General features: G+C 69.7%; 28 protein-coding genes. 13 read left to right on the forward strand and 15 right to left on the reverse strand.

Features of this window, described 5'->3' with window-relative positions:
- Positions 1-27 precede the first annotated feature (27 nt).
- The 3 genes from IEY88_RS09985 to IEY88_RS09995 all read left to right on the forward strand — a co-directional run bounded on the left by IEY88_RS09985 (position 28) and on the right by IEY88_RS09995 (position 3,542).
- Positions 28-1,587, forward strand: a complete 1,560-nt coding sequence (locus IEY88_RS09985; protein WP_229693222.1) for an LCP family protein — start codon at positions 28-30, stop codon at positions 1,585-1,587.
- A gap of 71 nt (positions 1,588-1,658) precedes the next feature.
- A complete protein-coding gene (locus IEY88_RS09990; RefSeq protein ID WP_189154317.1) occupies positions 1,659-2,846 on the forward strand; it encodes an LCP family protein in 1,188 nt (395 codons plus the stop codon).
- 9 nt (positions 2,847-2,855) lie between these two features.
- Positions 2,856-3,542, forward strand: coding sequence for a TIGR03089 family protein (locus IEY88_RS09995; protein ID WP_189154318.1), 687 nt, complete (start codon positions 2,856-2,858; stop codon positions 3,540-3,542).
- Here the strand turns inward: IEY88_RS09995 and IEY88_RS10000 are convergent.
- Positions 3,523-3,939 (reverse strand): DoxX family protein, encoded by a 417-nt coding sequence (locus IEY88_RS10000; RefSeq protein WP_189154319.1) that lies wholly within the window; start codon positions 3,937-3,939, stop codon positions 3,523-3,525. The two genes, IEY88_RS09995 and IEY88_RS10000, sit on opposite strands and share 20 nt — an antisense overlap.
- Before the next feature lie 156 nt (positions 3,940-4,095).
- On the opposite strand from IEY88_RS10000, the gene IEY88_RS10005 reads away from it, so the two are divergent.
- From IEY88_RS10005 to IEY88_RS10015, 3 genes are read left to right on the forward strand one after another with little or no spacing between them, the layout of a single operon-like run.
- Positions 4,096-4,350, forward strand: a complete 255-nt coding sequence (locus IEY88_RS10005) for a hypothetical protein (RefSeq protein ID WP_189154320.1) — start codon at positions 4,096-4,098, stop codon at positions 4,348-4,350.
- A gap of 3 nt (positions 4,351-4,353) precedes the next feature.
- On the forward strand, positions 4,354-4,623 hold the full coding sequence (locus IEY88_RS10010) for a hypothetical protein (protein ID WP_189154321.1): 270 nt from the start codon (positions 4,354-4,356) through the stop codon (positions 4,621-4,623).
- The gene (locus IEY88_RS10015; protein WP_189154322.1) at positions 4,623-4,883 is read left to right on the forward strand and encodes a hypothetical protein; all 261 of its coding nucleotides are present in this window, start codon (positions 4,623-4,625) and stop codon (positions 4,881-4,883) included. Before IEY88_RS10010 ends, IEY88_RS10015 begins: the two co-directional genes overlap by 1 nt.
- Positions 4,884-4,906: 23 nt before the next feature.
- Here the strand turns inward: IEY88_RS10015 and IEY88_RS10020 are convergent, their stop codons facing one another.
- From IEY88_RS10020 to IEY88_RS10030, 3 genes are all read right to left on the reverse strand, one after another.
- Positions 4,907-5,671 carry an META domain-containing protein gene (locus tag IEY88_RS10020; protein WP_189154323.1) on the reverse strand — a complete coding sequence of 255 codons (765 nt, stop codon included), beginning with the start codon at positions 5,669-5,671 and terminating at the stop codon, positions 4,907-4,909.
- A gap of 6 nt (positions 5,672-5,677) precedes the next feature.
- Positions 5,678-6,439 (reverse strand): META domain-containing protein, encoded by a 762-nt coding sequence (locus IEY88_RS10025; protein ID WP_189154324.1) that lies wholly within the window; start codon positions 6,437-6,439, stop codon positions 5,678-5,680.
- A gap of 85 nt (positions 6,440-6,524) precedes the next feature.
- Positions 6,525-7,469 (reverse strand): trypsin-like serine peptidase, encoded by a 945-nt coding sequence (locus IEY88_RS10030; protein WP_229693223.1) that lies wholly within the window; start codon positions 7,467-7,469, stop codon positions 6,525-6,527.
- Between the two features lie 301 nt (positions 7,470-7,770).
- Between IEY88_RS10030 and IEY88_RS10035 the strand changes: the two genes are divergently transcribed.
- The 3 genes from IEY88_RS10035 to IEY88_RS10045 all read left to right on the forward strand — a co-directional run bounded on the left by IEY88_RS10035 (position 7,771) and on the right by IEY88_RS10045 (position 9,020).
- Positions 7,771-8,094, forward strand: coding sequence for an ArsR/SmtB family transcription factor (locus IEY88_RS10035; protein WP_189154554.1), 324 nt, complete (start codon positions 7,771-7,773; stop codon positions 8,092-8,094).
- Positions 8,094-8,573: an SRPBCC family protein gene (locus IEY88_RS10040; RefSeq protein ID WP_189154326.1), complete on the forward strand. Its 480-nt coding sequence runs from the start codon at positions 8,094-8,096 to the stop codon at positions 8,571-8,573. The genes IEY88_RS10035 and IEY88_RS10040 overlap by 1 nt, the downstream gene beginning before the upstream one ends.
- A gap of 93 nt (positions 8,574-8,666) precedes the next feature.
- On the forward strand, positions 8,667-9,020 hold the full coding sequence (locus IEY88_RS10045; protein ID WP_189154327.1) for a hypothetical protein: 354 nt from the start codon (positions 8,667-8,669) through the stop codon (positions 9,018-9,020).
- A 118-nt stretch (positions 9,021-9,138) separates the two neighbouring features.
- Here IEY88_RS10045 and IEY88_RS10050 read toward each other — a convergent pair whose 3' ends face one another.
- From IEY88_RS10050 to IEY88_RS10080, 7 genes are all read right to left on the reverse strand, one after another.
- Positions 9,139-10,302 (reverse strand): acyl-CoA dehydrogenase, encoded by a 1,164-nt coding sequence (locus IEY88_RS10050; protein WP_189154328.1) that lies wholly within the window; start codon positions 10,300-10,302, stop codon positions 9,139-9,141.
- A gap of 78 nt (positions 10,303-10,380) precedes the next feature.
- Entirely contained in the window at positions 10,381-10,869 is a 489-nt protein-coding gene (purE, locus tag IEY88_RS10055) for a 5-(carboxyamino)imidazole ribonucleotide mutase (RefSeq protein WP_268241221.1), read from the reverse strand.
- Complete coding sequence (locus IEY88_RS10060) at positions 10,866-12,053, reverse strand: 5-(carboxyamino)imidazole ribonucleotide synthase (RefSeq protein ID WP_189154329.1); 1,188 nt, start codon at positions 12,051-12,053, stop codon at positions 10,866-10,868. The genes purE and IEY88_RS10060 overlap by 4 nt, the downstream gene beginning before the upstream one ends.
- A 103-nt stretch (positions 12,054-12,156) precedes the next feature.
- Positions 12,157-13,233 carry an ABC-2 membrane transporter-related protein gene (locus tag IEY88_RS10065; RefSeq protein ID WP_189154330.1) on the reverse strand — a complete coding sequence of 359 codons (1,077 nt, stop codon included), beginning with the start codon at positions 13,231-13,233 and terminating at the stop codon, positions 12,157-12,159.
- Positions 13,230-14,024, reverse strand: coding sequence for an ABC transporter ATP-binding protein (locus tag IEY88_RS10070; protein ID WP_189154331.1), 795 nt, complete (start codon positions 14,022-14,024; stop codon positions 13,230-13,232). Before IEY88_RS10070 ends, IEY88_RS10065 begins: the two co-directional genes overlap by 4 nt.
- Complete coding sequence (locus IEY88_RS10075; protein WP_189154332.1) at positions 14,021-14,401, reverse strand: GntR family transcriptional regulator; 381 nt, start codon at positions 14,399-14,401, stop codon at positions 14,021-14,023. The genes IEY88_RS10070 and IEY88_RS10075 overlap by 4 nt, the downstream gene beginning before the upstream one ends.
- Positions 14,402-14,512: 111 nt before the next feature.
- On the reverse strand, positions 14,513-15,280 hold the full coding sequence (locus IEY88_RS10080) for a GGDEF domain-containing protein (protein WP_229693224.1): 768 nt from the start codon (positions 15,278-15,280) through the stop codon (positions 14,513-14,515).
- Positions 15,281-15,422: 142 nt separating this feature from the next.
- Here IEY88_RS10080 and IEY88_RS45050 point away from each other — a divergent pair, with 142 nt between their 5' ends.
- The 3 genes from IEY88_RS45050 to IEY88_RS10095 all read left to right on the forward strand — a co-directional run bounded on the left by IEY88_RS45050 (position 15,423) and on the right by IEY88_RS10095 (position 18,849).
- A complete protein-coding gene (locus IEY88_RS45050; protein WP_268241222.1) occupies positions 15,423-17,675 on the forward strand; it encodes a sigma-70 family RNA polymerase sigma factor in 2,253 nt (750 codons plus the stop codon).
- Positions 17,676-17,786: 111 nt separating this feature from the next.
- Entirely contained in the window at positions 17,787-18,386 is a 600-nt protein-coding gene (locus IEY88_RS10090) for a GtrA family protein (RefSeq protein ID WP_373294063.1), read from the forward strand.
- Complete coding sequence (locus IEY88_RS10095) at positions 18,316-18,849, forward strand: GtrA family protein (RefSeq protein ID WP_189154333.1); 534 nt, start codon at positions 18,316-18,318, stop codon at positions 18,847-18,849. The genes IEY88_RS10090 and IEY88_RS10095 overlap by 71 nt, the downstream gene beginning before the upstream one ends.
- A gap of 10 nt (positions 18,850-18,859) precedes the next feature.
- Here IEY88_RS10095 and IEY88_RS10100 read toward each other — a convergent pair whose 3' ends face one another.
- Positions 18,860-20,134 carry an ATP-binding protein gene (locus IEY88_RS10100; protein WP_189154334.1) on the reverse strand — a complete coding sequence of 425 codons (1,275 nt, stop codon included), beginning with the start codon at positions 20,132-20,134 and terminating at the stop codon, positions 18,860-18,862.
- Positions 20,134-20,808: a response regulator transcription factor gene (locus IEY88_RS10105; protein ID WP_189154335.1), complete on the reverse strand. Its 675-nt coding sequence runs from the start codon at positions 20,806-20,808 to the stop codon at positions 20,134-20,136. The genes IEY88_RS10100 and IEY88_RS10105 overlap by 1 nt, the downstream gene beginning before the upstream one ends.
- A 32-nt stretch (positions 20,809-20,840) precedes the next feature.
- On the opposite strand from IEY88_RS10105, the gene hisN reads away from it, so the two are divergent.
- Complete coding sequence (gene hisN / locus IEY88_RS10110) at positions 20,841-21,620, forward strand: histidinol-phosphatase (RefSeq protein ID WP_189154336.1); 780 nt, start codon at positions 20,841-20,843, stop codon at positions 21,618-21,620.
- Here hisN and IEY88_RS10115 read toward each other — a convergent pair.
- Together IEY88_RS10115 and IEY88_RS10120 are read right to left on the reverse strand one after the other, a co-directional pair.
- Positions 21,601-21,855, reverse strand: coding sequence for a hypothetical protein (locus tag IEY88_RS10115; RefSeq protein ID WP_189154337.1), 255 nt, complete (start codon positions 21,853-21,855; stop codon positions 21,601-21,603). The genes hisN and IEY88_RS10115 overlap by 20 nt on opposite strands.
- On the reverse strand, positions 21,852-24,386 hold the full coding sequence (locus IEY88_RS10120; protein WP_189154338.1) for a TNT domain-containing protein: 2,535 nt from the start codon (positions 24,384-24,386) through the stop codon (positions 21,852-21,854). Before IEY88_RS10120 ends, IEY88_RS10115 begins: the two co-directional genes overlap by 4 nt.
- Position 24,387 lies beyond the last annotated feature (1 nt).

The raw sequence follows: 24,387 nt of genomic DNA on the forward strand, positions 1-24,387 counted from the left end.
GACTTATAAACGACTAAACTCGGCGTGGTGGGGGAGGAAACGGCTGTGGAAGGCAGGACTCTGCCGGTCGGGGTGGTGCACACCCGGCCGTCCGCGGCATTCCGGGCTTTCCTGGTGACCGGGAAGATCTTCGTGGCCCTCGTCTCGACCGCTGTGCTCCTCATCACGTCGTACGGCTGGAACAGGCTGCGCACGGCGAACGACGGGATCGTCAAGACCGAGGTCATCTCGGAGGAGCTCACCCAGCAGGGGCCCAAGCCGCTCGACGGCGCGATCGACATCCTGCTGGTCGGCATGGACAGCCGCACGGACGCGCAGGGCAACCCGCTGTCGGAGGAAGTCCTGGCCATGCTCAACGGCGGCGTCGCCGACGGCGAGCAGAACACCGACACGATGATCCTCGTGCACATCCCGGTCGACGGCACGCGCGCGGTCGCGATCTCGTTCCCCCGCGACTCCTACGTCGAGATGGCGGACGGGTTCGGCAAGCACAAGCTCAACTCGGCGTTCGCCCGCCAGCGCAACACCGTCGACCAGGAGCTGCGCGCACAGGGCGTGACGGACGAGGCACGCATCCGCACCGAGTCGATGGCGGCCGGTCGCAAGACGCTGATCAAGACGATCGAGAGCATGTCCGGCGGCGCGGTGCGCGTCGACCGCTACGCCGAGGTCAACCTCGCCAGCTTCTACGAGGTGACGAAGGCCATCGGCGGCGTCGAGGTGTGCCTCAGGGAACCGACGCAGGACCGCGACTCCGGCGCGAACTTCAAGGCGGGCCAGCAGACCATCGAGGGCGCGGCCGCGTTGTCGTTCGTGCGGCAGCGCCAGAACCTCCCCGGCGGCGACCTCGACCGCATCGTGCGCCAGCAGGTGTTCATCGGCGCGCTGGCGAAGAAGGTCCTGTCGACCGGCACCCTGACGGACACGAGCAAGCTCAACGGGCTCGTCGAGGCCGTGCAGAAGTCGGTGATCCTCAGCTCCGGCTGGGACATCACGACGTTCGCCGAGCAGATGCAGGGGCTCGTCGGCGGCAACTTCGAGTTCAAGACCATCCCGGTGGGCGACCCGACGGACACCTACAGCGACGGCAACGTGCTGCCGGTGAACCCGGCGCAGGTCCGCAAGTTCCTCACCAGCCTCGCCTCGGACAAGGGCACGTCGAGCGCTCCCCCGACGACGAGCACCACCCTGCCCGCGCCGCCGAACTCCTCGATCACCGTGCAGGTGTTCAACGCGGCGGGCGTCCAGGGCCTTGCGTCGGACGTGATGAACACGTTGACGGCCAAGGGTTTCCAGCGCGGTTCGGTGGCGTCCGCGGCGCAGAACAGCGACACCACGGTCGTGCGGTACGCGACCGGCGAGGAGGGCTCCGCACGCAAGGTCGCCGCGGAACTCGGCCCCAACATCGGGGTCGAGGAGGACGCGTCCGTCCGAAAGGGACAGATCCAGGTCTTCGTGGGCGGCGACTACCAGGCGCGGGACGACACGGAAGACGTTGATCCACAGGGCGCCCCCGGCACGTCCACGGCCGCGAGCTCGAGCAGCACCCCGCCGATCACGGCGGGCGGGCTGGTCTGCGTGAACTGAAACCTCCGGCGTAACGCGCTTGCGATAGTTACGCTGAGCACGCATTTCCAGCCACTCGGAGGGATCGACCGTTGAGCACTGCCGCACGCGCCAAAAAAACCGCACGGGTTGTAGGCCGTGTGGTGGTCGCGCTGGTGGCCGTGACGACGCTGGTGTTCTCCGGCTACTTCTGGACCGCGCTGCGGCTGGTGAAGCAGAACACGAACACCACGCAGATCCTCCAGGTGCTGGAGGACATCCCGAACTCGCCGCCGGTCGAGGACGGCGCGATCGACATCCTGCTGGTGGGCAGCGACAGCCGCACGGACGCGCAGGGCAGGCCGCTCCCCGCCGACGTGCTGCGCAAGCTGCGCACCGAGGGCACGGACACCGTGAACACGGACACGATCATCGTGATGCGCGTCCCTCGCAACGGCGGCAAGGCGAGCGCGATCTCGATCCCGCGCGACACGTACGTCCCAATCGCCGGCTACCGCGAGGACAAGATCAACTCGGCGTACGGCGCGGTGAAGTACATCACCGCCGAACGACTGCAGGCCGAGGGCGTGAGCGACCAGGCCGAACGCGAGCGCAAGTCGGACGAGGCAGGGCGCAAGGCGCTGGTGCAGGCGGTGCAGGACCTGACGGGGATGCGCGTCGACCACTACGCGGAGATCAACCTCTACGGGTTCTACCTGCTCACCGAGGTGATCGGCGGCGTGCAGGTGTGCCTGAAGGCGGGCACGTCGGACCCGAACTCCGGCGCGAACTTCCGCGCGGGCCCGCAGACGATCTCGGGCGGCGACGCGTTGTCGTTCGTGCGGCAGCGGAACATGCCCGGCGGTGACCTGGGTCGCATCACGCGGCAGCAGGTGTTCATGTCACAGGCGATGAAGCAACTGCTGTCCGCCGGCACGTTCACCGATCCGGGCAAGATGAGCGGCCTGCTCGACGCGGTGTCGAAGTCCGTTGTCGTGGACCAGAAACTCGACCTCGCGACGCTGGCGGCACAGGCCCAGGGCCTCGCGTCGGGCAACGTGGAGTTCGCCACGATCCCGGTGACGAGCATCGACGCCCGCAACGACCGCGGGCAGAGCATCGTGACGGTCGACCGCGAGGCGGTGAAGGCGTGGGTGGCCCAGCTGATCGGCGAGACCCCGAAGCCCGAGCCGTCGTCGACCACCCCGGGTGCCCCGTCGCGGTTCGGTCCTGAAAAGCTGCTCTCGCTCGACGGCGCGCACGCTGTCGCAGCGCAACAAGATGTGCCCTGCGTCGACTAGGAGTACCGCGTGAGCGTGACCGAGATCCTCTTCACGCCGTTGCTGAAGGCTGATCCGGGTCGTCCGCTGATCACGCACTACGACGACGCGGCGGTGACGCGGATCGAGCTCTCGCGCGCGACGGTGAAGAACTGGGCCGCGAAGACGGCGAACTGGCTGCGCGACGAGCACGACGTCGAGCCGGGTGACGCGGTGGCGGTGCTGCTGCCCGCGCACTGGCAGACCGTCGGCCTGCTGCTCGGCGCCTGGTGGTGCGGTGCCCGCGTGGTCGGCGCGGACTTCTCCGGCGCGAAGGTGGCCGTGGTGCCGCCCGGCGGTACGGCGGACGCGGACGTCGTGGCCGTGGCGTCGTTGCACCCCATGGGTTTGGGCTCGGGTGCCCCGGTCGACTACGCCGACGACGTGCGCGTGCACGGCGACGACTTCATGCCGTGGGAACCGGTCGCGGGCTCGACGCTCGCGCTGGGTTCGTCCACTGTGGATGAAGTGGTCGCTCAGGCGCGGGAACTGGGCGCCGGCCTCGGTGCCGAACCACGCGTGCTGTCCACTCTGGAGTGGAACTCCGATTCCGCTGTGCTGGAGGGCTTCCTGTCCGTGCTCGCGGCCGGTGGCTCACTCGTGCAGGTGAGCAATCCCGACGCGGGCCTGCAGGCCGCGCGCCGGGACAGCGAGAAGGTCACGCAGCAGCTGGGTTGAGCACCTTGTTGTTCTTGAACAGCACGCGGTCCAGCGCGTAGGCGCCACCGTTGAAGCCGAGCGCGAGGGCGGCGGCACCGAGCACGATCACCAGTTCGGCACCACCCTCGCCGAGCAGGCCGTTCGGCAGGTGGACGAGCAGCCACGCGCCGAGCATGTCGACCGCGAGCAGGATGCCGACGACGGGCAGCGCCACCCCGGCGATCAGGGCGAGGCCACCGGCGAGCTCGACGGACGCGGCGAACCACGCGGACAGCGTCGGCAGCGGCACACCCATCTTCTCGAACGATCCGGCGGTGCCGGTCATGCCGAACTCGGTGAACTTCTGCCAGCCGTGCGCGATGAACACGATGCCGACGGCGATGCGCCCGATGAGTGCGGCGATGTCCTTGACCATGATGCTTGCTCCCCGATCCTGTCGTTCAGCTGTAGGTCGTTCAACCTCGAACCAAACTAGTGCAGGTTTGAACGACCTCATGATTTCGACAGGAAGCCAACAGCGAGTCCTTAGGTTCGCAGGTCGCGCGCGTGCCGGATCAGGGAAGATGCAGCCGTGGGGTACAGGTACTACGCGCTGATCGGCATCGCCGATACCTTGGAAGACCCGCACGCCGTGGTGCGCGTGGGAGGCCGGTCCACGGAGAGCTTCAAGATCGACCTCCGGTGGTCCCACACCGACCTGATGGAATGCATCAGGACGGGCCGGGACGACTACGAGGTCGTGGAGATCAGCGACGAGGACGCCACGCGCTTCGAAGTGACTCAGGCCCGCCGGACCGCTGAGGCCCGCGAACGCGACGGTTGGTGAGACGTGACAGCCAAGAAGTACAGGTACTACGCGCTGACTGGCTACCAGTACACGCTCGAGAACCCGTTCACCGTCGTGCGCGTGGGGGGAGAGTTCCCCGAGGGGTTCACCACCGCCCTCGAATGGGACCGGACCGATCTGCTGGACCGCATCAGGACGGGCCGCGACGGCTACGAGGTCGTGGAAGTCGGCGAAGAGGACGCCAAGCGCTTCGAGACGACCCAGGCCCGCCGGGTCGCGGAAGCCCGCGAGCGCGACGGCGGCGGTGCTTGATGGCTGGGAAGTACAGGTACTACGCGTTGATCGGCGGTCTCGACACGCTGGAGAACCCGTACACCGTCGTAAGGGTGGACGGCGACGTCGAGGAGAGCTTCAAGCCCACTCTTGAGTGGTCCCGCACCGAACTGATGAGACGCATCCGGTGGGAACGGGCCGACTACGAGGTCGTCAAGATCAGCGAAGAGGACGCCAAGCGCTTCGAGAAGATCCAGGCCCGCCGGACCGAGGAAATCCGCGAGCGCGACGGTGGCTGATCTGGTCGCTTGGCCCGGCTCCGTCACTTCCTGAGCTGCAGACCGGCACCGTTCGCGTTCCTCAGGATCATGGTGTCGCGGTCGATCTCGAAGGTGACCTCACCCAGGGCGAGCGTGTCGTGGATGGCGCCGTCCATCTTCATCTTGTCCTCGTCGCACATCATCGCGGTCGTGACGAGGCTGTCGCCGAAGGTGATGGTCTGACCGTCCACTTCGTACTTGCCGGCGCCGCTGACCTCCGTCGAACCGCTGTTGCAGCCGCCCTGCACGTGGATGAAGCCGTCCTTGAAGGAGATCGTGCCCGTCACGCCCTCGGGCACCGACGACACGACGTCCTTCGTGATGAAGCCTTCTACGGTCCAGGTGACGCCTTCCAGTGACGCCTGGGGTTCCGCCGCCAGCACGACCTCCGCGTTCGCGCCCGTGAGCACGAGGGTCGTGTCGTCGAGCCGCCAGGACGGCTTCTCGTCGAGCAGCCCGGACAACCACTCGTCCTGCCGGTGCAGCCCGGGATCGGGGCAGGCCATCTCGGTGGTGCTGAGGCCGGTGACCGCGAGCTTGCCGCCGCCCAGTGCCACCGGGCCCTGCAGCTGGTTGCAGCCGGCGGTCGCGATGAGCCTGCCGTCCGCGGTGAACCGCAGCTCGATTCTCGTGCCTTCGACGAGCGTGCGCGGCTTGCCCTGCTCGGTGACCGACGTGGACGTGAACACCTTGCCCTGCATGCCGTTCCCTCCTGCCGAACCGCATCCGGCGACCAGCAGGACCACAGCGAGAAGGCGGTAGCCCACGTGGTCCTACTTCCCGAGCTTCAGGCCCGCGCCGGAGGCGTTGGTCAGGCTCAGCGTGGTGCGGTCGATCTCGTAGGTGGCCTCGCTGTTCTCGAACGTCGCGCGGACGGCGTTCTCCACCTCGTCCGCCGGGCCGCACGACTTCAGCGTGGTCGGCCCCAGCTTGTGCTTGATCTTCTGGCCGTCGAGCTCGAACGGCTGCTCGGCGCCGTTCATGTTGCAGCCGGTGTCGATGAGGATGTTGCCGTCCTTGAAGGAGATCGTGGCCTTGACCCCCGCTGGCACGGACGAGACGGCGTCGTTCGTGACGATGCCGTTGACGGTCCAGGTGCCCTCCAGGGTGGCGGGCTGTTCCGTCGCGAGCACGATCTCCGAGTTCGAACCGGTGACCACGAGGTTCGTGCCGTCGAGCTTCCAGGACGGGGTCGCGCCGAGCAGCTTCGACAGCCACTCGTCCTGTTGGTGCAGCTCGGGTTTGGGGCACCCCATCGCGGTCATGGCGAGATCGGCGACGGAGAGCTTGCCGTCGTCGAGCTTCACCGGGCTCTGCATCTGGTTGCAGCCGGCGGTCGCGATGAGCCTGTCGTCGTCGGTGAACCTGAGCTCCACCCTCGTGCCCTCGACCATGGTGCGCGGCTTGCCCTGCTCGGTGACCGAGGACGAGACGTACACCTTGCCGCGCAGGTCGGCGCCCTGACCCGCGGACGGGCCGCCGCAGGCCGTGACGGTGGCCAGCAGCAGGACGGCGACGGCGATTCGGTTGCTCATGTGCGTAGGACGGAACGGCGGGGCGTTGTGGTTGCCCGAAGGCCGGGAGCGGGGTCTCCGCTCCCGGCCGACGGAGGATTCGACGTCACGGCGACAGCGACTCGGCGAAGTCGTAGAGACTCTTGATGTCGTTGTCGAAGTACGGCCCGTCCATCTGACTCGCGTCCGCGTGCCGATGGCTGACCACGCTGTTGATGTAGCCCAGCCCGTTCTGGTCGTTGTAGTCCTGCAACCACGGACCGCCGGACGAGCCGCCGGTCATGTTGCACCAGGCCCGCACCTGCTGGCCGTGGCCGTTCCAGGTCGTGCCCTGGCAGAAGTACTGCAGCTCACCGGTGAACGGCGCACCCGCAGGGTAGCCGAGGATCGTGACGAACACCGAGTAGCCCCAGTTCCAGCGCAACCCGTTGCCACCCACGACGTTCGCGATCGAGCTGCCGCCGAGGGTGTTCATGACGACGATGCCCATGTCCTCGTCGCTGTTGCTGGAGTTGATCCAGGCAGTGCGAGTCGTGAGCGTGTACGCGCTCCACGTGCCGAACGGCCGGACGCCGTCGCGGTAGCGGGGAACGAACACCCAGTTGGACATCCACTGGCCGCCGGCACCGCCGTGCACGCAGTGCCCCGCCGTCTGGACCAGCTTCCTCTTGGTGCTGCTCACGGTCGCGCCCGAACAGACGTAGTTCAGGCCGTTGGCCGGGTTGGTGAAGAACACCTTCCCGACCGTCTGCGACTCGTTGAGCATCGTCCCGATGCCCTGCGCCTGCTCCGTCTGGACCTTCACCGAGGGTGCGACGCCCTCGATGCTGCCCGCACGACCCGAGGGCCGGCGTGGGGACGAGGCCTGGACGGTGGCCGGAGCCTGCGCCGGGATCGCGGCGGCCATGCGCTCCGGAGTCCAGTACGCCTCGGCCGCGGCGGCCGACTGGATCTTGTTGTCGGAGGTTCTGGCCAGGCTGCTCGCGCTGCCGTTCGGTGCCGCCTGCGCGGTCGGCACCATCACGGAAGCAGCGAGCACAAAACCGATCACTAAAGAAACAGTTCTTTTCGCTTCCATTCGAAATACCTCACTAAACGAGGTTCACTTGCGGCTTTTCGAACGTAGCGAGGCCTCTGACCTGCTGTCCAGCTGTAACTACAAGTTGCTCTGTTCGGCCCCGCTTCCATTCCATGCCCTTTAGAAAAAGGTCCGTCCGGGCCATTTCTCCAGTTAATGTGCCGGATCTGAAAGCGCTATCCAGCGAGTCGATCTCGAAGTTGGGGGTTGACATGCAGGGTCGCCGGGGCTCTACTTAACCCAGAGGTTAGATAACCAAGTGGTTAGGTACGAGATGGACCAGCTGAGCGCCACCTTCGCCGCACTGGCGGACCCGACCCGCCGGGCGATCCTGGCGCGGCTCACCGAGGGCCCGGCAACGGTGAAGGAGCTCTCCGAGCCGTTCGACATCAGCGGCCCGGCGATCTCCAAACACCTCCGCGTGCTGGAGAAGGCAGGCCTGATCACCCGCGGCAGGGAGGCCCAGTGGCGGCCCTGCCAACTCGACGCGACACCTCTTCGGGAGGTCACCGTGTGGGCGGAGAACTACCGCCGCTTCTGGGATGCGAGCTACGCACGCCTGGACGCGCTCTTGACCGAGATGAAGGAGAAGGACTGATGAACGACACCAAGTTCGGCACCACCGTCACCCTGCCGTCCGACAACGAGATCGCGATGTCGCGCACGTTCGACGCGCCCGCTTCGTTGGTGTGGAAGGCTTTCACGACGCCCGAGCTGCTGCGGCGCTGGCTGCTCGGCCCCGACGGCTGGGAGATGCCGATCTGCGAGGTCGACCTGCGCGTGGGCGGCAAGTGGCGATACGGCTGGGCCCTGCCGGACGGTTCTTCGTCGTTCGAGATGCACGGCGAGTACACCGAGGTCACGCCCCACTCGCGGATCGTGAACACGGAGATCTTCGAGGACAACCCGCCGGCGGTGACCACCGTGTCGTTCGTCGAGGAGAGCGGGCAGACGGTCATGACCACGACGATGACGTTGGTGTCGCAGGAAGCTCGGGACGCGGTGCTGGCGACCGGCATGTCGGACGGGGCCGGGCGTTCGTACGAACGGCTCGGCGAGGTCCTCGCCACGCTCTGATCCAGTCCACAGTGGCCGGTCTCGCTGGGTAATCACCTTTCGCGGCAACGATTCCCCCGGTCGGGGTTCGCCGCGCGGGTTACGTTCGAACGCATGGGACGTATCCTCGTGGCTCTGACCTTCGTGCTCGGCTTCGCCGTGCTCTCCGCTCCCGCCGCTCAGGCCTCTGCCACCCGCTGGGAAATCGCACCTTGCGCGTCCGGCACGAAAGCCCTGTGGCTACCGCGCGTGACGGGCTTCGGCACCGACATCTCGTGCACGACAGAGGAAGCCCGTTCCGCGGCGGTGAAGTCGGCCGTGGACAGCGGCAGCCCGACGCGGGTGATGAACGTGACCATCGCGTCCGCGCAGCAACTCGCCGACAAGTCGCTCAAGCCGGACTCGCCGTGCGTGCTGGGCGCGAAGGGAGCGGTGGGCGAGGCGATCGGCACGTGCGTGGCGGCTTAGCCGGAAGGGTGTGGGCCCGGCTGCATGAACTGGCCGGGGCGATGCCGGGCCGGTCCGCTCGATGAATGCTGATGGGCCCGGAGGACGTGTGCCTCCGGGCCCATCAGCGGATCCTGTCTCAGCCGTTCAGGACCGCACGCGACATCACGACGCGCTGCACCTGGTTCGTGCCCTCGTAGATCTGCGTGATCTTCGCGTCGCGCATCATCCGCTCGACCGGGAAGTCACGGGTGTACCCGGCCCCACCGAACAACTGCACCGCGTCCGTCGTGACCTCCATGGCCACGTCGGAGGCGAAGCACTTGGCGGCGGCCGTGATGAAGCCGATGTTCGGCTCGCCCCGCTCCGCCTTGGCGGCGGCGACGTAGACCATGTGGCGGGCCGCCTCGATCTTCATCGCCATGTCGGCGAGCATGAACTGGACGCCCTGGAAGTCCGAAATGGACTTGCCGAACTGCTTGCGGTCCTTGACGTACTCGACCGCTGCCTCGAGGGCGCCCTGGGCGATGCCGACGGCCTGGGCGCCGATGGTCGGGCGGGTGTGGTCCAGGGTCCGCAGTGCGGTCTTCAGGCCCGTGCCCGGCTCGCCGATGATGCGGGACTCGGGGATGGTGCAGTTCTCGAAGTAGATCTCGCGGGTCGGTGAGCCCTTGATGCCGAGCTTGCGCTCCTTCGGGCCCACCGAGAAGCCCGGGTCGTCCTTGTGCACGACGAACGCCGAGATGCCGGCCGACTTCTTCGCGGCGTTGGGGTCCGTCACGGCCATGACGGTGTACCAGGTGGACTCTCCGGCGTTGGTGATCCAGCACTTGGTGCCGTTGAGCACCCAGTCCGAGCCGTCTCGCACGGCCCTGGTGCGCATCGACGCCGTGTCGGAGCCTGCCTCGCGCTCCGACAGGGCGTAGGACGCCATGGCCTCGCCCGAGGCGATGGACGGCATGACTAGCTGCTTCAGCTCGTCGGAGGCCGAGAGCAGGATCGGCATCGTGCCGAGCTTGTTCACCGCGGGGATCAGGGAGGACGACGCGCAGACGCGGGCGATCTCCTCGATGACGATGCAGGTGGCCACGGAGTCCGCGCCCTGGCCGTCGAAGGACTCGGGGACGTGGACGGCCGCGAAGCCCGCCTTGACCAGGGCGTTGTGGGCCTCTACCGGGAAGCGCTCGTTCTCGTCGACCTCGGCCGCGTACGGCTTGATCTCCTTCTCGGCGAGCGAGCGGACGGCCTCTCGCAGCGCCTCGTGCTCCTCGGCGAGCTGATAGGTGCCGAAGCTCGGGTTCACCTTGTTACCTCCCAGTAGCGAGTACTCGGCACGATGTTAGCGCCCGTTCACGTCGGGCGCCGCTGTGCTGTTGAGCACTCAGAGGGACTTCTGCAGCGCCGCGTCCTTGTCTAGTACGAGCTGCTCGAGTTCTGCCTGGAAGCGGGCCATGCGCTCCTGCAGTGCCGGATCGCCCGAAGCCAGCATCCGGACGGCGAGGAGGCCCGCGTTGCGTGCGCCTCCGACCGAGACGGTGGCCACCGGAACGCCTGCGGGCATCTGCACGATCGAGAGCAGCGAGTCCATGCCGTCGAGGTACTTCAGCGGCACGGGGACGCCGATCACCGGGAGCACGGTGGCCGAGGCGACCATGCCGGGCAGGTGGGCGGCGCCGCCGGCACCCGCGATGATCACGCGCAGGCCGCGCGAGACCGCGGAGCCCGCGTAGTCGAGCATGCGCTGCGGGGTGCGGTGGGCGGAGACGACGCTCACCTCGAACTCCACGTCGAACTCGGCGAGGGCCTCGGTGGCCGCCTTCATCACCGGCCAGTCCGAGTCGCTGCCCATGATCACGCCAACCTGAGTCACTCCGCGCTCCCGTGAATGTCGAATCCGTCTGACCAGATGCCCGTGGACAGCCAGTCCGCGGCGAGACGCGCGCGCTGGCGGACCTCGGTCATGTCGTTGCCGAGGAACGTCACGTGCCCGACCTTGCGGCCCGGCCGTTCCTCCTTGCCGTACAGGTGCACGTGCGCGTCCGGGAACCGGGCGAACAGGTGGTGCACGCGCTCGTCGGGACCCATCGCGGGCGTGTCGGAGGCGCCCAGGACGTTCGCCATCACCACGGCCGGCGCCATCAGGTCGGTGCGGCCCAGCGGGTAGTCGAGGACGGCGCGCAGGTGCTGCTCGAACTGCGACGTGCGCGCGCCCTCGATCGACCAGTGGCCGGAGTTGTGGGGGCGCATCGCGAGCTCGTTCACGACCACGCCGTTCGCCGTCTCGAACAGCTCCACGGCCAGCACGCCCACGACGCCCAGCGCGTCGGCGACCTTCAGCGCCAGCTCCTGGGCCTCGGCGCCGTCCAGAGCGGGAGCGGGCGCCAGCACCTCGACGCAGATGCCGTCGGACTGCACGGTCTCGACCACCGGCCACGCCGCACCCTGCCCGAACGGCGAGCGCGCCACGACGGCCGCCAGCTCACGGCGCATCGGCACGCACTGCTCGACCATCAACGGCGTCCCGGACTCCAGCAGCTCGGGGACGACCCGCTCGGCGCTCTGCGGGGTGTTCAGCATCCACACGCCGCGGCCGTCGTAACCGCCGCGGATCGCCTTCAGCACGCACGGCCAGCCGTTCTCCGCGCCGAAGCGGAGCACGTCGCGCACCTCGTGCACCTCGGCGAACGGCGGCACCGGCAGGCCCAGCTCCGCCAGCTTCACGCGCATCTTCAGCTTGTCCTGCGCGTACTGCAGCGCGTCCGGGCCGGGGTGCACCTTCACGCCCCCGGCGACCAGCGCGCGGAGGTGCTCCTGGGGCACGTGCTCGTGGTCGAACGTGACCACCTCGCAGCCCTTCGCGAACGCGCGCAACGCGTCGAGGTCGGTGTGCGTGCCGAGCACCACGTCCCGCGCGACGAGCGCGGCGGGGTCGTTCTCGGAGACTGCGAGCACGCGCAGCGACTGCCCGAGCGGGATCGCGGCCTGGTGCGTCATGCGGGCGAGCTGCCCGCCGCCGATCATTCCGACGACGGGGAGACGGGTACGAGAGTCCACGGTTCAGGCATTCTACCTGCGGCTTCGCCCACAGTCGAAGCGGTCCGGCCGAACGGCCCCACCCCCAGGGGAGCCGTCCAGCCGGACGTCGGTTCGGGCCGCGCTAGCCCTCGGTGCGGGTGGCGGCGGTCTCCGGCTCGGTCTGGTCTCCGGAACCGGGTTCGCCCTCGCCGCCGGACTCGACCGCGACCTCGGACTCAGGTTCGGACCTGGGTTCCGGCTCGGCCGCGGCCTCCGGCTCGGAACTCGGCTCGGCTTCCGCAGTGACCACCGAGTCCTCGGGCACCAGCGGGCCGATACGGCGGTGCGAGCGCGACGGCTTCCACCCGCCGCCGTTGCGCAGCAGCCGGAAGATCACCGCGAACAACGCCGCCGCGATCAGCGCGCACAGGACGAACTCGATGATCTGGAACAGCAGGAGCCGCTCGATCGGCTGGTAGTCGATGTACGTGCCGATGGCGGCCTTCGAGTTGCGCATGCAGGTGTTCTCGTTGATCGCCTGCACGCACCTGTCCGGCACGGCCACCGGTTCGAAGTCGGGTCCGGCGAACCCCCTGGCGACCTCGAGCCCCCGATCCGGCACCTGAGGCGTGTCCTCCCAACGGGCGATCACACGGTCCGACGGCAGGTAGTTGTCGCGCACCATCACGGCCAGAAAGACGCGCACGGCCGTGAAGACCACCAACGTCGCTGCCATCGCCGTCACGACGTGCCGGCTCAGCAGACCGATGAGCACACCGATCGAGAGACCTAATACGGCGTAGCCGACCTGCACGAGAGAGTTGGCCTCGAAACCGCCCCACGACCTCGTCGCGCCGACAAAACCGTCGCCGTTCCCGACGAGCGCGCCCAGCAGCACGGCCAGGCCGCCGAACACGATCAGCTTGCCGCGCAACCACTGCACGGGCGTGACGTCCTGACCCCAGGCCACGAAGTAGGTGCGTTCCTCGAGCTCGCGGGCGAGCAGTGGAGCGCCCCAGAACGAGCCGACCACGGCGCCGAACGCCAGCTGGACCATCAGCGCGTAGAAGCCGGCGATCGGCATCGAGTTGTTCAGCGCGCGGTCACCCGCCTCGGTGGTGAGCAGGCCGTACACCGCGGCCATCGCGACGGCTACGACGGCGACGAGGGACCAGCGGTGCTGACGCCAGGTCAGCCAGATGAGCGACTCCAGCTTCACTGCCCACGCTCCAGGTGCGCCACGACGAGCTCCTCCAGCGTCACGTACCGCGCGGTCCACGGTTCGTCGATCCGCGTGCCACCCGAACGCACCAGGTACGACGACTGCGACCGGCCGTGCTTCGCCAGCACCACAGGCCCTTCCACGGGTGATTTCGACGCGTGCGGGCCGGTGTAGAGGACGTGCTCCTCCAGCAACGCGTCCGTTTCGCCGTCCACCAGCAACCGGCCGTTCGACATCAGCAGCAACCGGTCGGCGACGCCGCCGATCTCCGCCACGACGTGCGTGGAGAAGATCAGCGTCATGCCGTTGTCGTTGACCTCGGTCAGCAACTCCCGGACGACCTTGCGGCGCGCCAGGGGATCCAGTTCGGCCAGCGGCTCGTCCAGCAACAGGACGTCCGGGCGCGACCCCAGTGCCAGCGCGAGCACCACGTGCGTGCGCTGACCACCGGAGAGGTCCTCGATCTGGAGCTTGCGCGGGATCCGGTACCGGTCGAGCCACTGCTCGGCGCGGTCGTTGTCCCAGACCTCGTTCATGCGGCGGCCGAACTGCAGCACGTTCGCGACCTTGAACGACTTGTACATCGGCTTGTGCTGGGCCACGTACGCCACCCGGCCCGCGATCGAGGTGTGACCCGACTCCGGTTCCAGGTGCCCCGCCAGCACGTTGAGCAGCGTCGTCTTGCCGGATCCGTTGGACCCCACGATCGCCGTGACACTGCCCGGCGGCAGCTCGAAGGAGACGTTCCGCAACGACCACTTCGACACATCGGCCGCAACCACGCTCATTGCGCTCCCCCACTCAGCACCTCGCGCACCAGCGCGTAGATGTCCTCGTCCTCCAACCCGGCGGAGCGTGCCTCCGCGACCCATGCGGCGAACGTCACGCGCAACGGGTCCAGGTCCTCGGGGGCGGCGGACCCCAGGGAAGCCTTGACGAAGGTGCCGGAGCCCACGCGGGCTTCGACGAGGCCGGCGAGCTCGAGCTCGCGGTAGGCCTTGAGCACGGTGTTCGCGTTCACGCCGCTCGTGGCGACGACGTCGCGGACCGTCGGCAGCCGATCGCCCGGCTGCAACCAGCCGAGCCTCATGGCCTCCCTGACCTGCTGACCCAGCTGCAGGTACGCGGGAAAACCACTGCCGCGGTCAACGTGGAACTCGACCACGCACGCTCCCCAGATTGTTCTAGTTGACTAGGACAATAGAACACTTCTGAGGGTGTTGGGAAGCAACTCCCGGTGGGGACAGGGGGAGCCTCCGGGCGCGGGACAGGGGGGTCAGCGCCCGAGCGAGGTGAGGAGCGCACGCGCCTCGGCGTGCGTGTCCGGCAGCTGCTCGACCCAGACCTTGGCCGGTCCGACCGGCCGGACGTGCGGGTCGTCGGCGAGCCGGTCGGCCGCCAGGACCCGGAGGTTCGAGACTCTTCGGGCAAGGCATTCGTCACGGCGAACCAGCACCGCGGCCACGCACGGGCCGAGGGTCGCCAACGTCTCGCCGCCGTCGAAAACGGTGCGCAGCGCGTCGCTCGCGAGCGTCATCGCGACGACACGGGACCAGCCCGAGGCGCGGTGCACGTCGAGCCGCAGCAGGACGAGGGCGTAGTCGAGGGACGCGACCGGGGTCTCCCGGTACACCTCGCCCAGCCGTGTCCGCAGGTAGGCGGCAGTCGCCAGCCCGGTCAGAGGGTCCTCGGCCGCGCACTCTCCGGCCTGCTTCGTCACCACGTCCGCCCACCCCAGCGCTGTCATGCGCACCATCTGGGAAGGGAGCGCGTCGACGTCCGGCGACACGACGTGCGACGGGTCGGTCAGCACGGCGTGCAGCGCGGCGAGGTCCATGAGCGTCTCGCTCAGGCCCGCCCCGGCCTCGGCCCGAGCGCGGCCCAGCCGGACCAGCGCGTCGCCGGGGTCGGCGTCGTCCAGCATCGCCGCGCACACCTCGTCGACCTCGGCGAGCGGCCAGTCTGCGGGGAAAGCCCAGCCGGCAGCCATGGTGGCGGTCCGCCACCTCGACTTCAGCAGGCGTTCCGCTTGTGCGACACCCACCCGGTCTCCCTTCAGTTCGCCCGATTCCAGGTGGGAGACGCGTCCGTCGCCGATTCGTGACGCAACCCGCGCGGGGGATTCAGATGACTGGGCCAGGCGCCGTAAGTCACACTGAGCGCCGCGTGGGAGGGGAACAAAGACTGTGGCGATCGTTCCTGCAGACGTCCAGGGACCGAGCGACGCGGAACTCATCGAGTCCGTGCGCGGCGGGACCATCGACGCCTACGGCCAGTTGTACGAACGCCACGTCTCGGCGGCCTACAACCTCGCCCGCCAGTTGGCGCGCTCCCAGGCGGAAGCCGACGACCTCGTCTCCGAGGCGTTCGCGAAGGTGCTGGACACGCTCCGTGCCGGCCGCGGCCCCGATGCCGCGTTCCGCGCGTACCTGCTGACGGCGCTGCGCCACACCGCGTACGACAAGACCCGCCGCGACAAGAAGGTCGACCTCACCGAGGACATGACCGACGTCGCACCGGCCGTGCAGTTCAGCGACACCGCCGTGGCCGGGCTGGAGCGCTCGCTCGCCGCCCGCGCGTTCGCCGCCCTGCCCGAGCGCTGGCAGATGGTGCTCTGGCACACCGAGATCGAGGGCCAGTCGCCCGCCGAGGTCGCCCCGCTGCTCGGGCTGACGGCCAACGGCGTGTCCGCGCTCGCCTACCGCGCCCGGGAGGGCCTCAAGCAGCAGTACCTGCAGATGCACCTGGCCGACACGGAGGCCGAGCGCTGCAAGGCGACCGTCGACCGGCTCGGCGCCTGGACCCGCGCGGGCCTGTCCAAGCGCGAGGCGACCCAGGTCGAGGCGCACCTCGACGAGTGCGGCCGGTGCCGGGCGCTGGCCGCGGAACTCGCGGACGTCAACGGCGCGCTGCGGATCTTCGTCGCGCCGCTGGTGCTGGGCCTCGGTGCCACGACGTACCTGGTGGCCGCCGGGACGACGACCGCCGTCGTCGGTGCCGGCGCGGCCGCGGGTGGCGCGGGTGCCGTCGGTGCCGCCATCCCCCGCCAGCTCGTCACGGTCGGTGGTTCCGCTGCCGCCGTGGCCGCGGCCGTGGTGATCGCGCTGGCCGCGGCGAGCGGCGAGCAGCAGGCGCCGGTCGTCCAGGCCGTCGATCCTCCGCCGGCGCAGACGCAGGTCCAGCCGCCACGGCCCGTGCCGCCGGTTCCGCCCGCTCCGACCCCCAGCACGCAACCGCCGCCCACGACGACGACCACGACGGAGCCGCCGCCCTCGGTGACCCCGCCCGCACCGCCGGCGCCCCCCGCACCGTCCGAGCCGCCCGCTCCGGAACCGCCCGCGCCCGCACCGCCGTCGCTCACGCCGACCACCCCCAGCGGGTACTCGCTGACACCGGGCGAGGAACCCAAGGACTTCCCGATCACCGTCCGCAACACCGGCGGCACCGCGGCACCTCCCGCGAGCATGGTGCTGAACCTGCCGCCGGGCGTCGTGTCGACCGGCGGCCCGGCGGGCCTGCGCGGCGCTCGGCTGCTGCAGCCGGACGGCTCGGCCGACCAGACCGTGAACTGCCCCGCCGGCACCGGCACGATCGTCTGCGCGACGCCGCAGGGCATCGCGCCGGGCGGGCAGGCGACGTTCCACTTCCTTTTGCGCGCGACCGACACGGCCGTGCCCGGCACGATCACCGGCGTCATCAGCGCGGGCACGTCGGTCTCGGTCGACATCAGCGTCGAGGTCAACGTGCCTCCGGTGAACGACGACATCGACCTCGCCGTGAAGACGTACGGGAAGTGGTGGCAAGGGACGCGTGCGGACGTCGAGGTGCGCAACAAGGGCCCGCGCGCGGGCACGCTGAAGCTCGACATCACGGCCGAGAAACTGGTGATCGTCAAGCTGGACCGCCAGTGCCGGCAGGTCGACGCGAGGACGATCCGCTGCGTCGCCGACCTCGACAAGGGCGGCAAGTTCCGGATGTCGTTCTGGGCGTTCGGGCGCCACGGCGGGGACGTCACCGTGGCGGCCGTGCTCGGCAACGCGACGAAGTCCGTGACCGTGCCGGTGAAGGGCTGGCCGGAGCACCCGCCTGGCGAGGAACCGCCGAACCCGCCGACGACCACCACGACGGCGCCGACCACGACCACCCAGCCCACTCAGCCCACGAAGCCGACGGACCCCACACAGCCCACACGGCCGACCGACCCGACGAAGCCGACCGGTCCCACCGAGCCGGCCGGACCGACGGAGCCGACCAGGCCGACCGAGCCCTCGACGCCGGAGAACCCTCCGTCGCAGACCCCGCCGCCGTCGACGCCGTCAGTTCCCCCGTCGACCACGCCGCCGGGGCCGGAGGAGCCGTGCGAACCGCCGCCGGGACTCATTCCGGGCCTGCTGGGACCGATCCTCGGGTGGCCGGACTGCGCACCGCCGCGAAGTTGATCAAAAGTTGATCTTTGGTCGTCACCGAACGTGCAGGTCATGCACCTCTGTGTCGCGTTTCGCAACACCCGGAGACGGGACCGTGATCCAGATCCGTAAGCTGGCGAGGTGCTGCCAGTCGTTCGCCGTGCCATGAGCCGGATGCCGGAACCAGTCCAGTTCCTGCTGCACAAGCACCGCGAGGTGATCAGGTTCGCCCTGGTCGGCGGCACGACGTTCCTCATCGACAACGGCGTCTGGTACGCGTTGAAGCTCACCGTGCTGACCGACAAGGTCGTCACGGCGAAGGTCATCGGCGTGCTGGTGGCGATCATCGCCTCGTACGTGCTGTCCCGCGAGTGGTCGTTCCACACCCGCGGCGGCCGCGAACGCCACCACGAGGCCGCACTGTTCTTCCTGGTCAGCGGCCTGGGCGTGGGCATCAACATCCTGCCGCTGTGGCTGTCGCGGCACCTGTTCGGCCTGCAGGCCCCGTTCGTCTCCGTGCTGACCGAGGAGGTCGCGGACTTCGTCTCGGGCTCGATCATCGGCATGCTGCTCGCCACCGGCTTCAAGTTCTGGGCGATGCGGCGCTGGGTCTTCCCCGACGCGGGCGCTCGGCCAGACCGGCACGTTCACCCGATCTCCGTAGACTCGTCTCGTGTCTCTAGCCGAAACAGTGGTCTCACGGTTTCCGGAGCCGATCCGGTCGATCGCGCTGAAGCATCGTGAACTGGTCAAGTTCGCCCTGGTCGGGGGCACCTGCTTCGTGATCGACACGGTCTTGTTCTTCGGGATCAAGACCGTGGTCCTGCCGAACAACCCGGTGACGGCGAAGATCATCGCCACGCTGGTCGCGACGATCGTGTCGTACCTGCTGAACCGGGAGTGGTCGTTCCGCACGCGCGGTGGCCACGAGCGTCACCACGAGGCGCTGCTCTTCTTCATGGTCAACGGCATCGGCATCGTGCTGAACTCGGCGCCGCTCTACATCGCGCGCTACGCGTTCCACCTGCAGGAGCCGCACGTGTCGCGGCTCACCGAGGAGATCTCGGACTTCCTGAGCGCGCAGATCGTCGGCACGCTCATCGCGATGACCTTCCGCTGGTACGGCTACAAGAAGTGGGTCTTCCCCGAGGAGAACGCCCGCAAGGGCCGCTCGATCGAGGACGAGAAGGAACTCGGCCACTCCTAGCCCGTGTGAACTAGCGCGGTGTGGTCGGCGCCTTCCAGGGGATGCCCACCACGTCCTGCGCCTTCGGCTTCGGCAGGAAGACGGCGAACGTCGCCGGCCGTGCCGTGGACAGCTCCAGCCGGCCGCCGTCCGCGTCGATCAGCGCCCGAGCGAGCGCCAGCCCCACACCGGTCGAGCCGCCACCCGACACACCTCGTTCGAAGATGTGCGCCGCCAGCTCGTCCGGCACGCCCGCACCGCCGTCGCTGACCTCGACGACGACAGTGCCCTCCTCGCTGCGTGCGGAGACCACGACGGATCCCTCGCCGTGGCGCAGGGCGTTGTCCAGCAACACCCCGATGGCCTCGCGCAGGCGAGCCGGGGTGGCGCGGGCCAGCAGGCCCTCCGGAACACGGACGCGCAACGCCCTGCCCTGGCTCCTGACCTGCTCACGCCACTCGTCGGCGATCACCGTGAGCGCGGGCCGCAGTTCCAGCGGTTCCGCGTCCACGGCTCGGGCCGCGCGGGCGGCGGCGAGCAGTTCGTCCAGCACGGCGGCCAGGCGTTCGGCCTGCTCCAGGGCCGCGCGGGCCTCGGCTGCCGTGTCGGGCTCCGGGTGCTCCGCCAGTGCCTCCAGCCGCAGTTGGAGGGCTGTGAGGCGGCTGCGGAGCTGGTGGGAGACGTCGCCGACGAGTTCGCGTTCACGCTGGACCAGGCGGGCGAGGGCCGTGGCGGAGGTGTCGAGGGCCTCGGAGACCGCGTCGAGCTCCTGGATGTTGTAGCGCTTCTCGTCCGCGCGGAAGTCGCCCGCGCCGAGGCGGGACGCACGGGCGGCCACGTGGACCAGCGGCCGGGCAAGCGTTTGCGCCGTGACCAGGGCGACGATCGTGCCGGTGCCGACGGAGATCGCCAGCAGGAGCAGCACGAGGCCCGCGACCTGGGCCTGCTGGGTGTGCATCGGTCCGGACGGGATCTCCAGCCGGACCGTGCCGTCCTGGGCGATCAGCAGTTCGACGGTCACCGGGTTCTCGCCGGGGTCGGGTCCCGTGACCTTGGTCGCCCCCTCCGACACCACCGTCAGGCGGCCGTCGGCCGGGATGGCGACCCTGACCTTCTCGATGTCGACGGGCTGCTGCTTGGCGAGCTGGTCGTCGATCGTCGTCGCGATCTGCTGGGCCTGGGCGGTGAGGCTGCCCCGGGCGGTGTCCTCGACGAGCTGCAGCGCGGTGTAGCCGAGCGGGAGGCCGAGCACGATGCCCGTGACGGCGACGGCGAGCAGGATCGCCCGCAGGATCCGGCGGCGCACTAGTCGGCGTTGAAGCGGAACCCGCGGCCGCGCACGGTCGCGATGCGCTTCTCGGCGGAGTTCGGGGTGCCGTCGCTGAGCTTCCGGCGCAGCCACGACATGTGCATGTCGAGCGTCTTGCTGCCCTTCAGGTCCGGGTCGTTCCAGACCTCGGACAGGATCTCGTCGCGGCTCACGACCTGACCCGCGCGCTGGATCAGCACCTTGAGCAGCTCGAACTCCTTGTTCGCGAGCTGGATCTCGCCGCCGTCGACCGTCACGCGGCGGGCGGCCAGGTCGACGCGCACACCGTTGACCTCCAGCGTCCCCGGCGCGCGGCGGCGCAGCAGGGCCCGGATGCGGGCCATCAGCTCGGCCAGGCGGAACGGCTTCGCGACGTAGTCGTCCGCTCCCGCGTCGAGCCCGACGACGAAGTCGACCTCGTCGGCGCGCGCGGTGAGCATCAGCACGGGCACGCCCCTGCCGCTCTGGCGCAGCCGCCGGCACACCTCCAGCCCGTCCATGCCCGGCAGGCCGAGGTCCAGCACCAGGAGGTCGATGCCCCCGGTGATGGCGGCTTCGAAGGCACTGGGCCCGTCACCGACGACCTGCACCGAATAACCCTCCCGCGTCAACGCGCGGGAGAGCGGTTCGGCGATGGCCGGGTCGTCCTCGGCCAGCAACACCACGCTCACGGGCCCCAGCGTATTCGTGGAACGATCGCCGCGTGTCACGCCACGATGCTGATCTCGAACTCGCCCTCCGCCTCGCCGACGCCGCCGACGCGATCACCGCGACCCGTTTCCGCGCCCACGACCTCGCCGTCGAGCGCAAGCCGGACCGCACGCCCGTCACCGATGCCGACATCGCGGTCGAGGACGCGGTCCGCGCCGTGCTGGCCGCCGAACGCCCGGACGACGTCGTCATGGGCGAAGAACGCGGTGGCACGCTCGACGCGGCCCGCGTCTGGGTGCTCGACCCGATCGACGGCACGAAGAACTTCCTGCGCGGCGTACCCGTCTGGGCGACGCTGATCGCCCTGGTCGAGGACGGCGTGCCGGTCGTCGGCGTCGTGTCCTCGCCCGCGCTGAGCCGCCGCTGGTGGGCGGCCGCCGGTGGTGGCGCGTTCGCGTCGGACGCCTCCGGTGAGCGCGCGATCTCCGTGTCCGGCGTGCGTTCCCTGGAGGACGCCTACGTCTCGACGACGGACATCAAGTCGTGGGTCAAGTACCACTCTCGCGAGGCGTACCTGCGCTTGGTGGACGCGACCTGGGAAAGCCGGGCGTTCGGCGACTTCTACCAGCACTGCCTGGTCGCCGAGGGCGCCATCGACCTGGCGCCCGAGTGCGTGGCGAACCCGTGGGACATCGCCCCGTTCCAGGTGCTGGTGACCGAGGCGGGTGGCCGTTTCACCTCGCTCGACGGCGAGGAGCGCTACGACGGCGGCAGCGTGCTGACGTCGAACGGCCACCTGCACGAGGCCGCGCTCAAGCTGTTGGCACGGTAAGACTTCCGCGCGCGACCTGGGCCCAGGCCAGCCGGCCGAAGAGGTAGTGGCACGCCACGCTCTCGTCGTCGAACCGGGCCCAGTCGTAGCGGTTGCCCTGCTCCTGCCAGAACACCTCGTGCCCGGTCTCGTCGCTGAGCAGGCACCAGCGCCCCTCGGCCTCCTCACCGAGGCTGACGACGTCGTCGGCCACGCCGATCCTGGTCAGCCACTCGGGCAGCTGTTCGACGTTCATGCGGTGATCTCCGTGAGGTAGCCGAGCGCGACGAGGTCCGCGACGGGGTAGGTGGCGCGGTACCGGCTGCCGCCACCGGGCTGGCCGAACCAGGGCGCGCTGATCGTGCGGTGCACGGGCAGGTCCTTCTCGACGCGGTACCGCCGGTAGCCCTCGTCCGCGGCCTGGGGAGGCAGCGAGCGCTGGGCGAACGGCGTGCCCGCGGCGCTCAGGACACGGCCTTCCGGGGTGCCGAACCGGTCGAGCTCGGTGCCCGCCTCCACGATCTCGGGCTGGCTGTCCTCGTAACCGCCCTCGCGTTCGACCGGCCAGCGCGGGGTGCCGTCCTCGTGCTGGAACAGGCTCTCCCAGTCGCGTTCGTGCATGCCCGCGAGCGGGTCGTGGCCTTCGAGCAGCCCTTGCACGATCGGGTGATCCTTGCCGAGGCCGTCGTGCCGCGGGGACGGCTGCGTGGACGCCGTGTCGACCCGCTGCGGGTGGTCGTCCGGACCGAACCGGGCAACGGCCTGCTCCTCCTCCCGCGGAGGCGGCGGAAGCTGACGGGCGGGCTTCGGGGCGAGCCGCGGCGCCTTGCCCGCGCTCAGGAAGATGGCCATGAACCAACTGCCCGCCGCGGCCGCCGTGTAGGTGTGGCCGATGATCTCGCCGGCGAGAACCTGGTCCTCCCGGCTCTCGAGGCGGTCGCTGAGCGCGTGCGACACCGGCTGACCGCCGGTGGCCGGCGGGCTCGACGTGGCGGTGTCGCCGAGATCGACGTCGGCACCGGGCGCGGCCGGCGTAGCGATCGTGTCGCCGACCTTCTGCGCACCAGCCGCGTCGGGCTCGGGCTCGCCGAACTCCCAGGCCTGCGCCTGCGCGTCCTTGGCCGCCTGTTCCTTGGCCAGCGCGTCCTTCGCCGTCACCTGGGCCTGCGGACTCTGGCCGTGCGCGGCGGTCTGCGTGCCGGACGAGGCCTGCCCCGGCCCCTGCACCTGGTTCGGCTGAACACCGGCCTGACCACCGAACTGGGTCGGCTGGCCAGCGACCGGCACGGCACCAGGAGCACCGGCCTTGGCCGCGGCGGCCTGCGCACCCGGCTTGGCGTCGCCGGACTTGACCTCGCCTGCCTTGACCTCACCGGCCCGCACCTCAGCGGCCTTGGCGTCCACCGCCTTGGCTGCCTGCTGCGCGGCCTGCCCCTGCTGTCCGGGAGCCTGCGCACCGCTCTGCTGCTGCTGGTGTCCCACGACGCCACCGACCTGGGAGGCAGCCGCCGGAGCAGCACCACCGACAGGTCCGGCCGCCGGAGCAGCAGCAGCCACCGGACTGCCCATCGCCGGCGCCGCCGGAGCGGGCTGGGCGGCAGGAGCAGCGGGGGCCTGAGGCGCGGAGGACCCCTGACCGGGAACTTCACCGCCACGGATCAGCGGCTGGTCGAGCACAGCGGCGCCGGACGTCTGCGTCGTACCTTCGGCGATGGGGCCGAGGTTGCCCGCGACGCTCGGGATGACGTCGGCCACCGGCTGCACGACGGCCTGAACCGGGTTGGCCACGAGACCAGGCACCGGCCCCGGCCCATTGCCTTCACCACGCCCAGAACCTTCACCACGTCCGTCACCACGACCATGCCCCGGACCGTCGCCATCGCCCCGCCCGTCGACCACGGGCCCGACGGTGTCACGGCCACCGGGCACCGCGTCGACCACCGGCTGCACGACAGCGGCAGCCGGCGCGGTGACGGGCGCAGCGGCGTCGAGAACAGGTGCGGCAACGTCAGCCACCGCACCGACAACAGGCGCAACGGGTGCGGTCACAGCACCAACGACAGGCGCGACCGGAGCCGTCACAGCACCGACAACGGGCGCCACGGTTTCAGTCACGGGAGCGACCACCGCAGCCACGGGCTCGACGACGGGGGCGACCACGCCCGCCACCGGCGCCACCACGCCACCGACGATGTCCGTGACGGGCGACAGCAACCCGCCGCTGCCGGTGCCGGGCCCGTGGGCGCCGGGAGCGGTGTTGACGGGATTCGTGCCCTGGCTCATGTCGATGCCGCTGTCCAACCGAATGGCCGAGGTCAGCGTGCTCTGCAGGTTCGCGACGTTGGCCGCGGCCCCCTTGGTGAGCGTGTCGAGCCCGAGCAACGCGGCGGGGTTGCCGGCGTTGGCCGAGGCCGCGGCGGCATCGTTGTTCTTGGCCAGCGCCACCAACTCGCGCACGATCTCGACCTTCGCGGCACCCACCTGCTTGGCGGCGTGGTCGAGCCGGTCGGCAGCGGCATGGCACCCGCGGGCAGCACGGTGGAAGTCGCCGTCCGGCGCCACGACCTTGGCCCAACGCCCGCGCGCGGCGTCACCGGTCCCACCGGACATGCCGTCCAGCGCACGGTGGGCAGCACCATCGGACGTGGTGCCCAAGCTCTTGATCTTGTCGCCCGCCTCGCGCCACGCGGTGGCGCTGGACCGCATGGCGTCCTCGTCGGCCTTGGGCCACGAGACACCGGCCTTGGCCGCGATGGCGGTGAGTTCGGCGGGAAGCTCGATGCCCATG

Origin of the sequence: Lentzea pudingi, assembly GCF_014646255.1 — a bacterium.
Taxonomy (GTDB): domain Bacteria; phylum Actinomycetota; class Actinomycetes; order Mycobacteriales; family Pseudonocardiaceae; genus Lentzea; species Lentzea pudingi.

Excerpts from the sequence above, each read along its gene's own strand:
- IEY88_RS10025 (WP_189154324.1), bottom strand. The coding sequence starts at position 6,439 with ATGAGCAACCGAATCGCCGTCGCCGTCCTGCTGCTGGCCACCGTCACG.
- IEY88_RS10000 (WP_189154319.1), bottom strand. The coding sequence starts at position 3,939 with ATGGTCAAGGACATCGCCGCACTCATCGGGCGCATCGCCGTCGGCATC.
- IEY88_RS10035 (WP_189154554.1), top strand. The coding sequence starts at position 7,771 with ATGGACCAGCTGAGCGCCACCTTCGCCGCACTGGCGGACCCGACCCGC.
- IEY88_RS10115 (WP_189154337.1), bottom strand. The coding sequence starts at position 21,855 with ATGAACGTCGAACAGCTGCCCGAGTGGCTGACCAGGATCGGCGTGGCC.
- IEY88_RS10015 (WP_189154322.1), top strand. The coding sequence starts at position 4,623 with ATGGCTGGGAAGTACAGGTACTACGCGTTGATCGGCGGTCTCGACACG.
- IEY88_RS10120 (WP_189154338.1), bottom strand. The coding sequence starts at position 24,386 with ATGGGCATCGAGCTTCCCGCCGAACTCACCGCCATCGCGGCCAAGGCC.
- IEY88_RS10045 (WP_189154327.1), top strand. The coding sequence starts at position 8,667 with ATGGGACGTATCCTCGTGGCTCTGACCTTCGTGCTCGGCTTCGCCGTG.
- IEY88_RS10040 (WP_189154326.1), top strand. The coding sequence starts at position 8,094 with ATGAACGACACCAAGTTCGGCACCACCGTCACCCTGCCGTCCGACAAC.
- IEY88_RS10070 (WP_189154331.1), bottom strand. The coding sequence starts at position 14,024 with ATGAGCGTGGTTGCGGCCGATGTGTCGAAGTGGTCGTTGCGGAACGTC.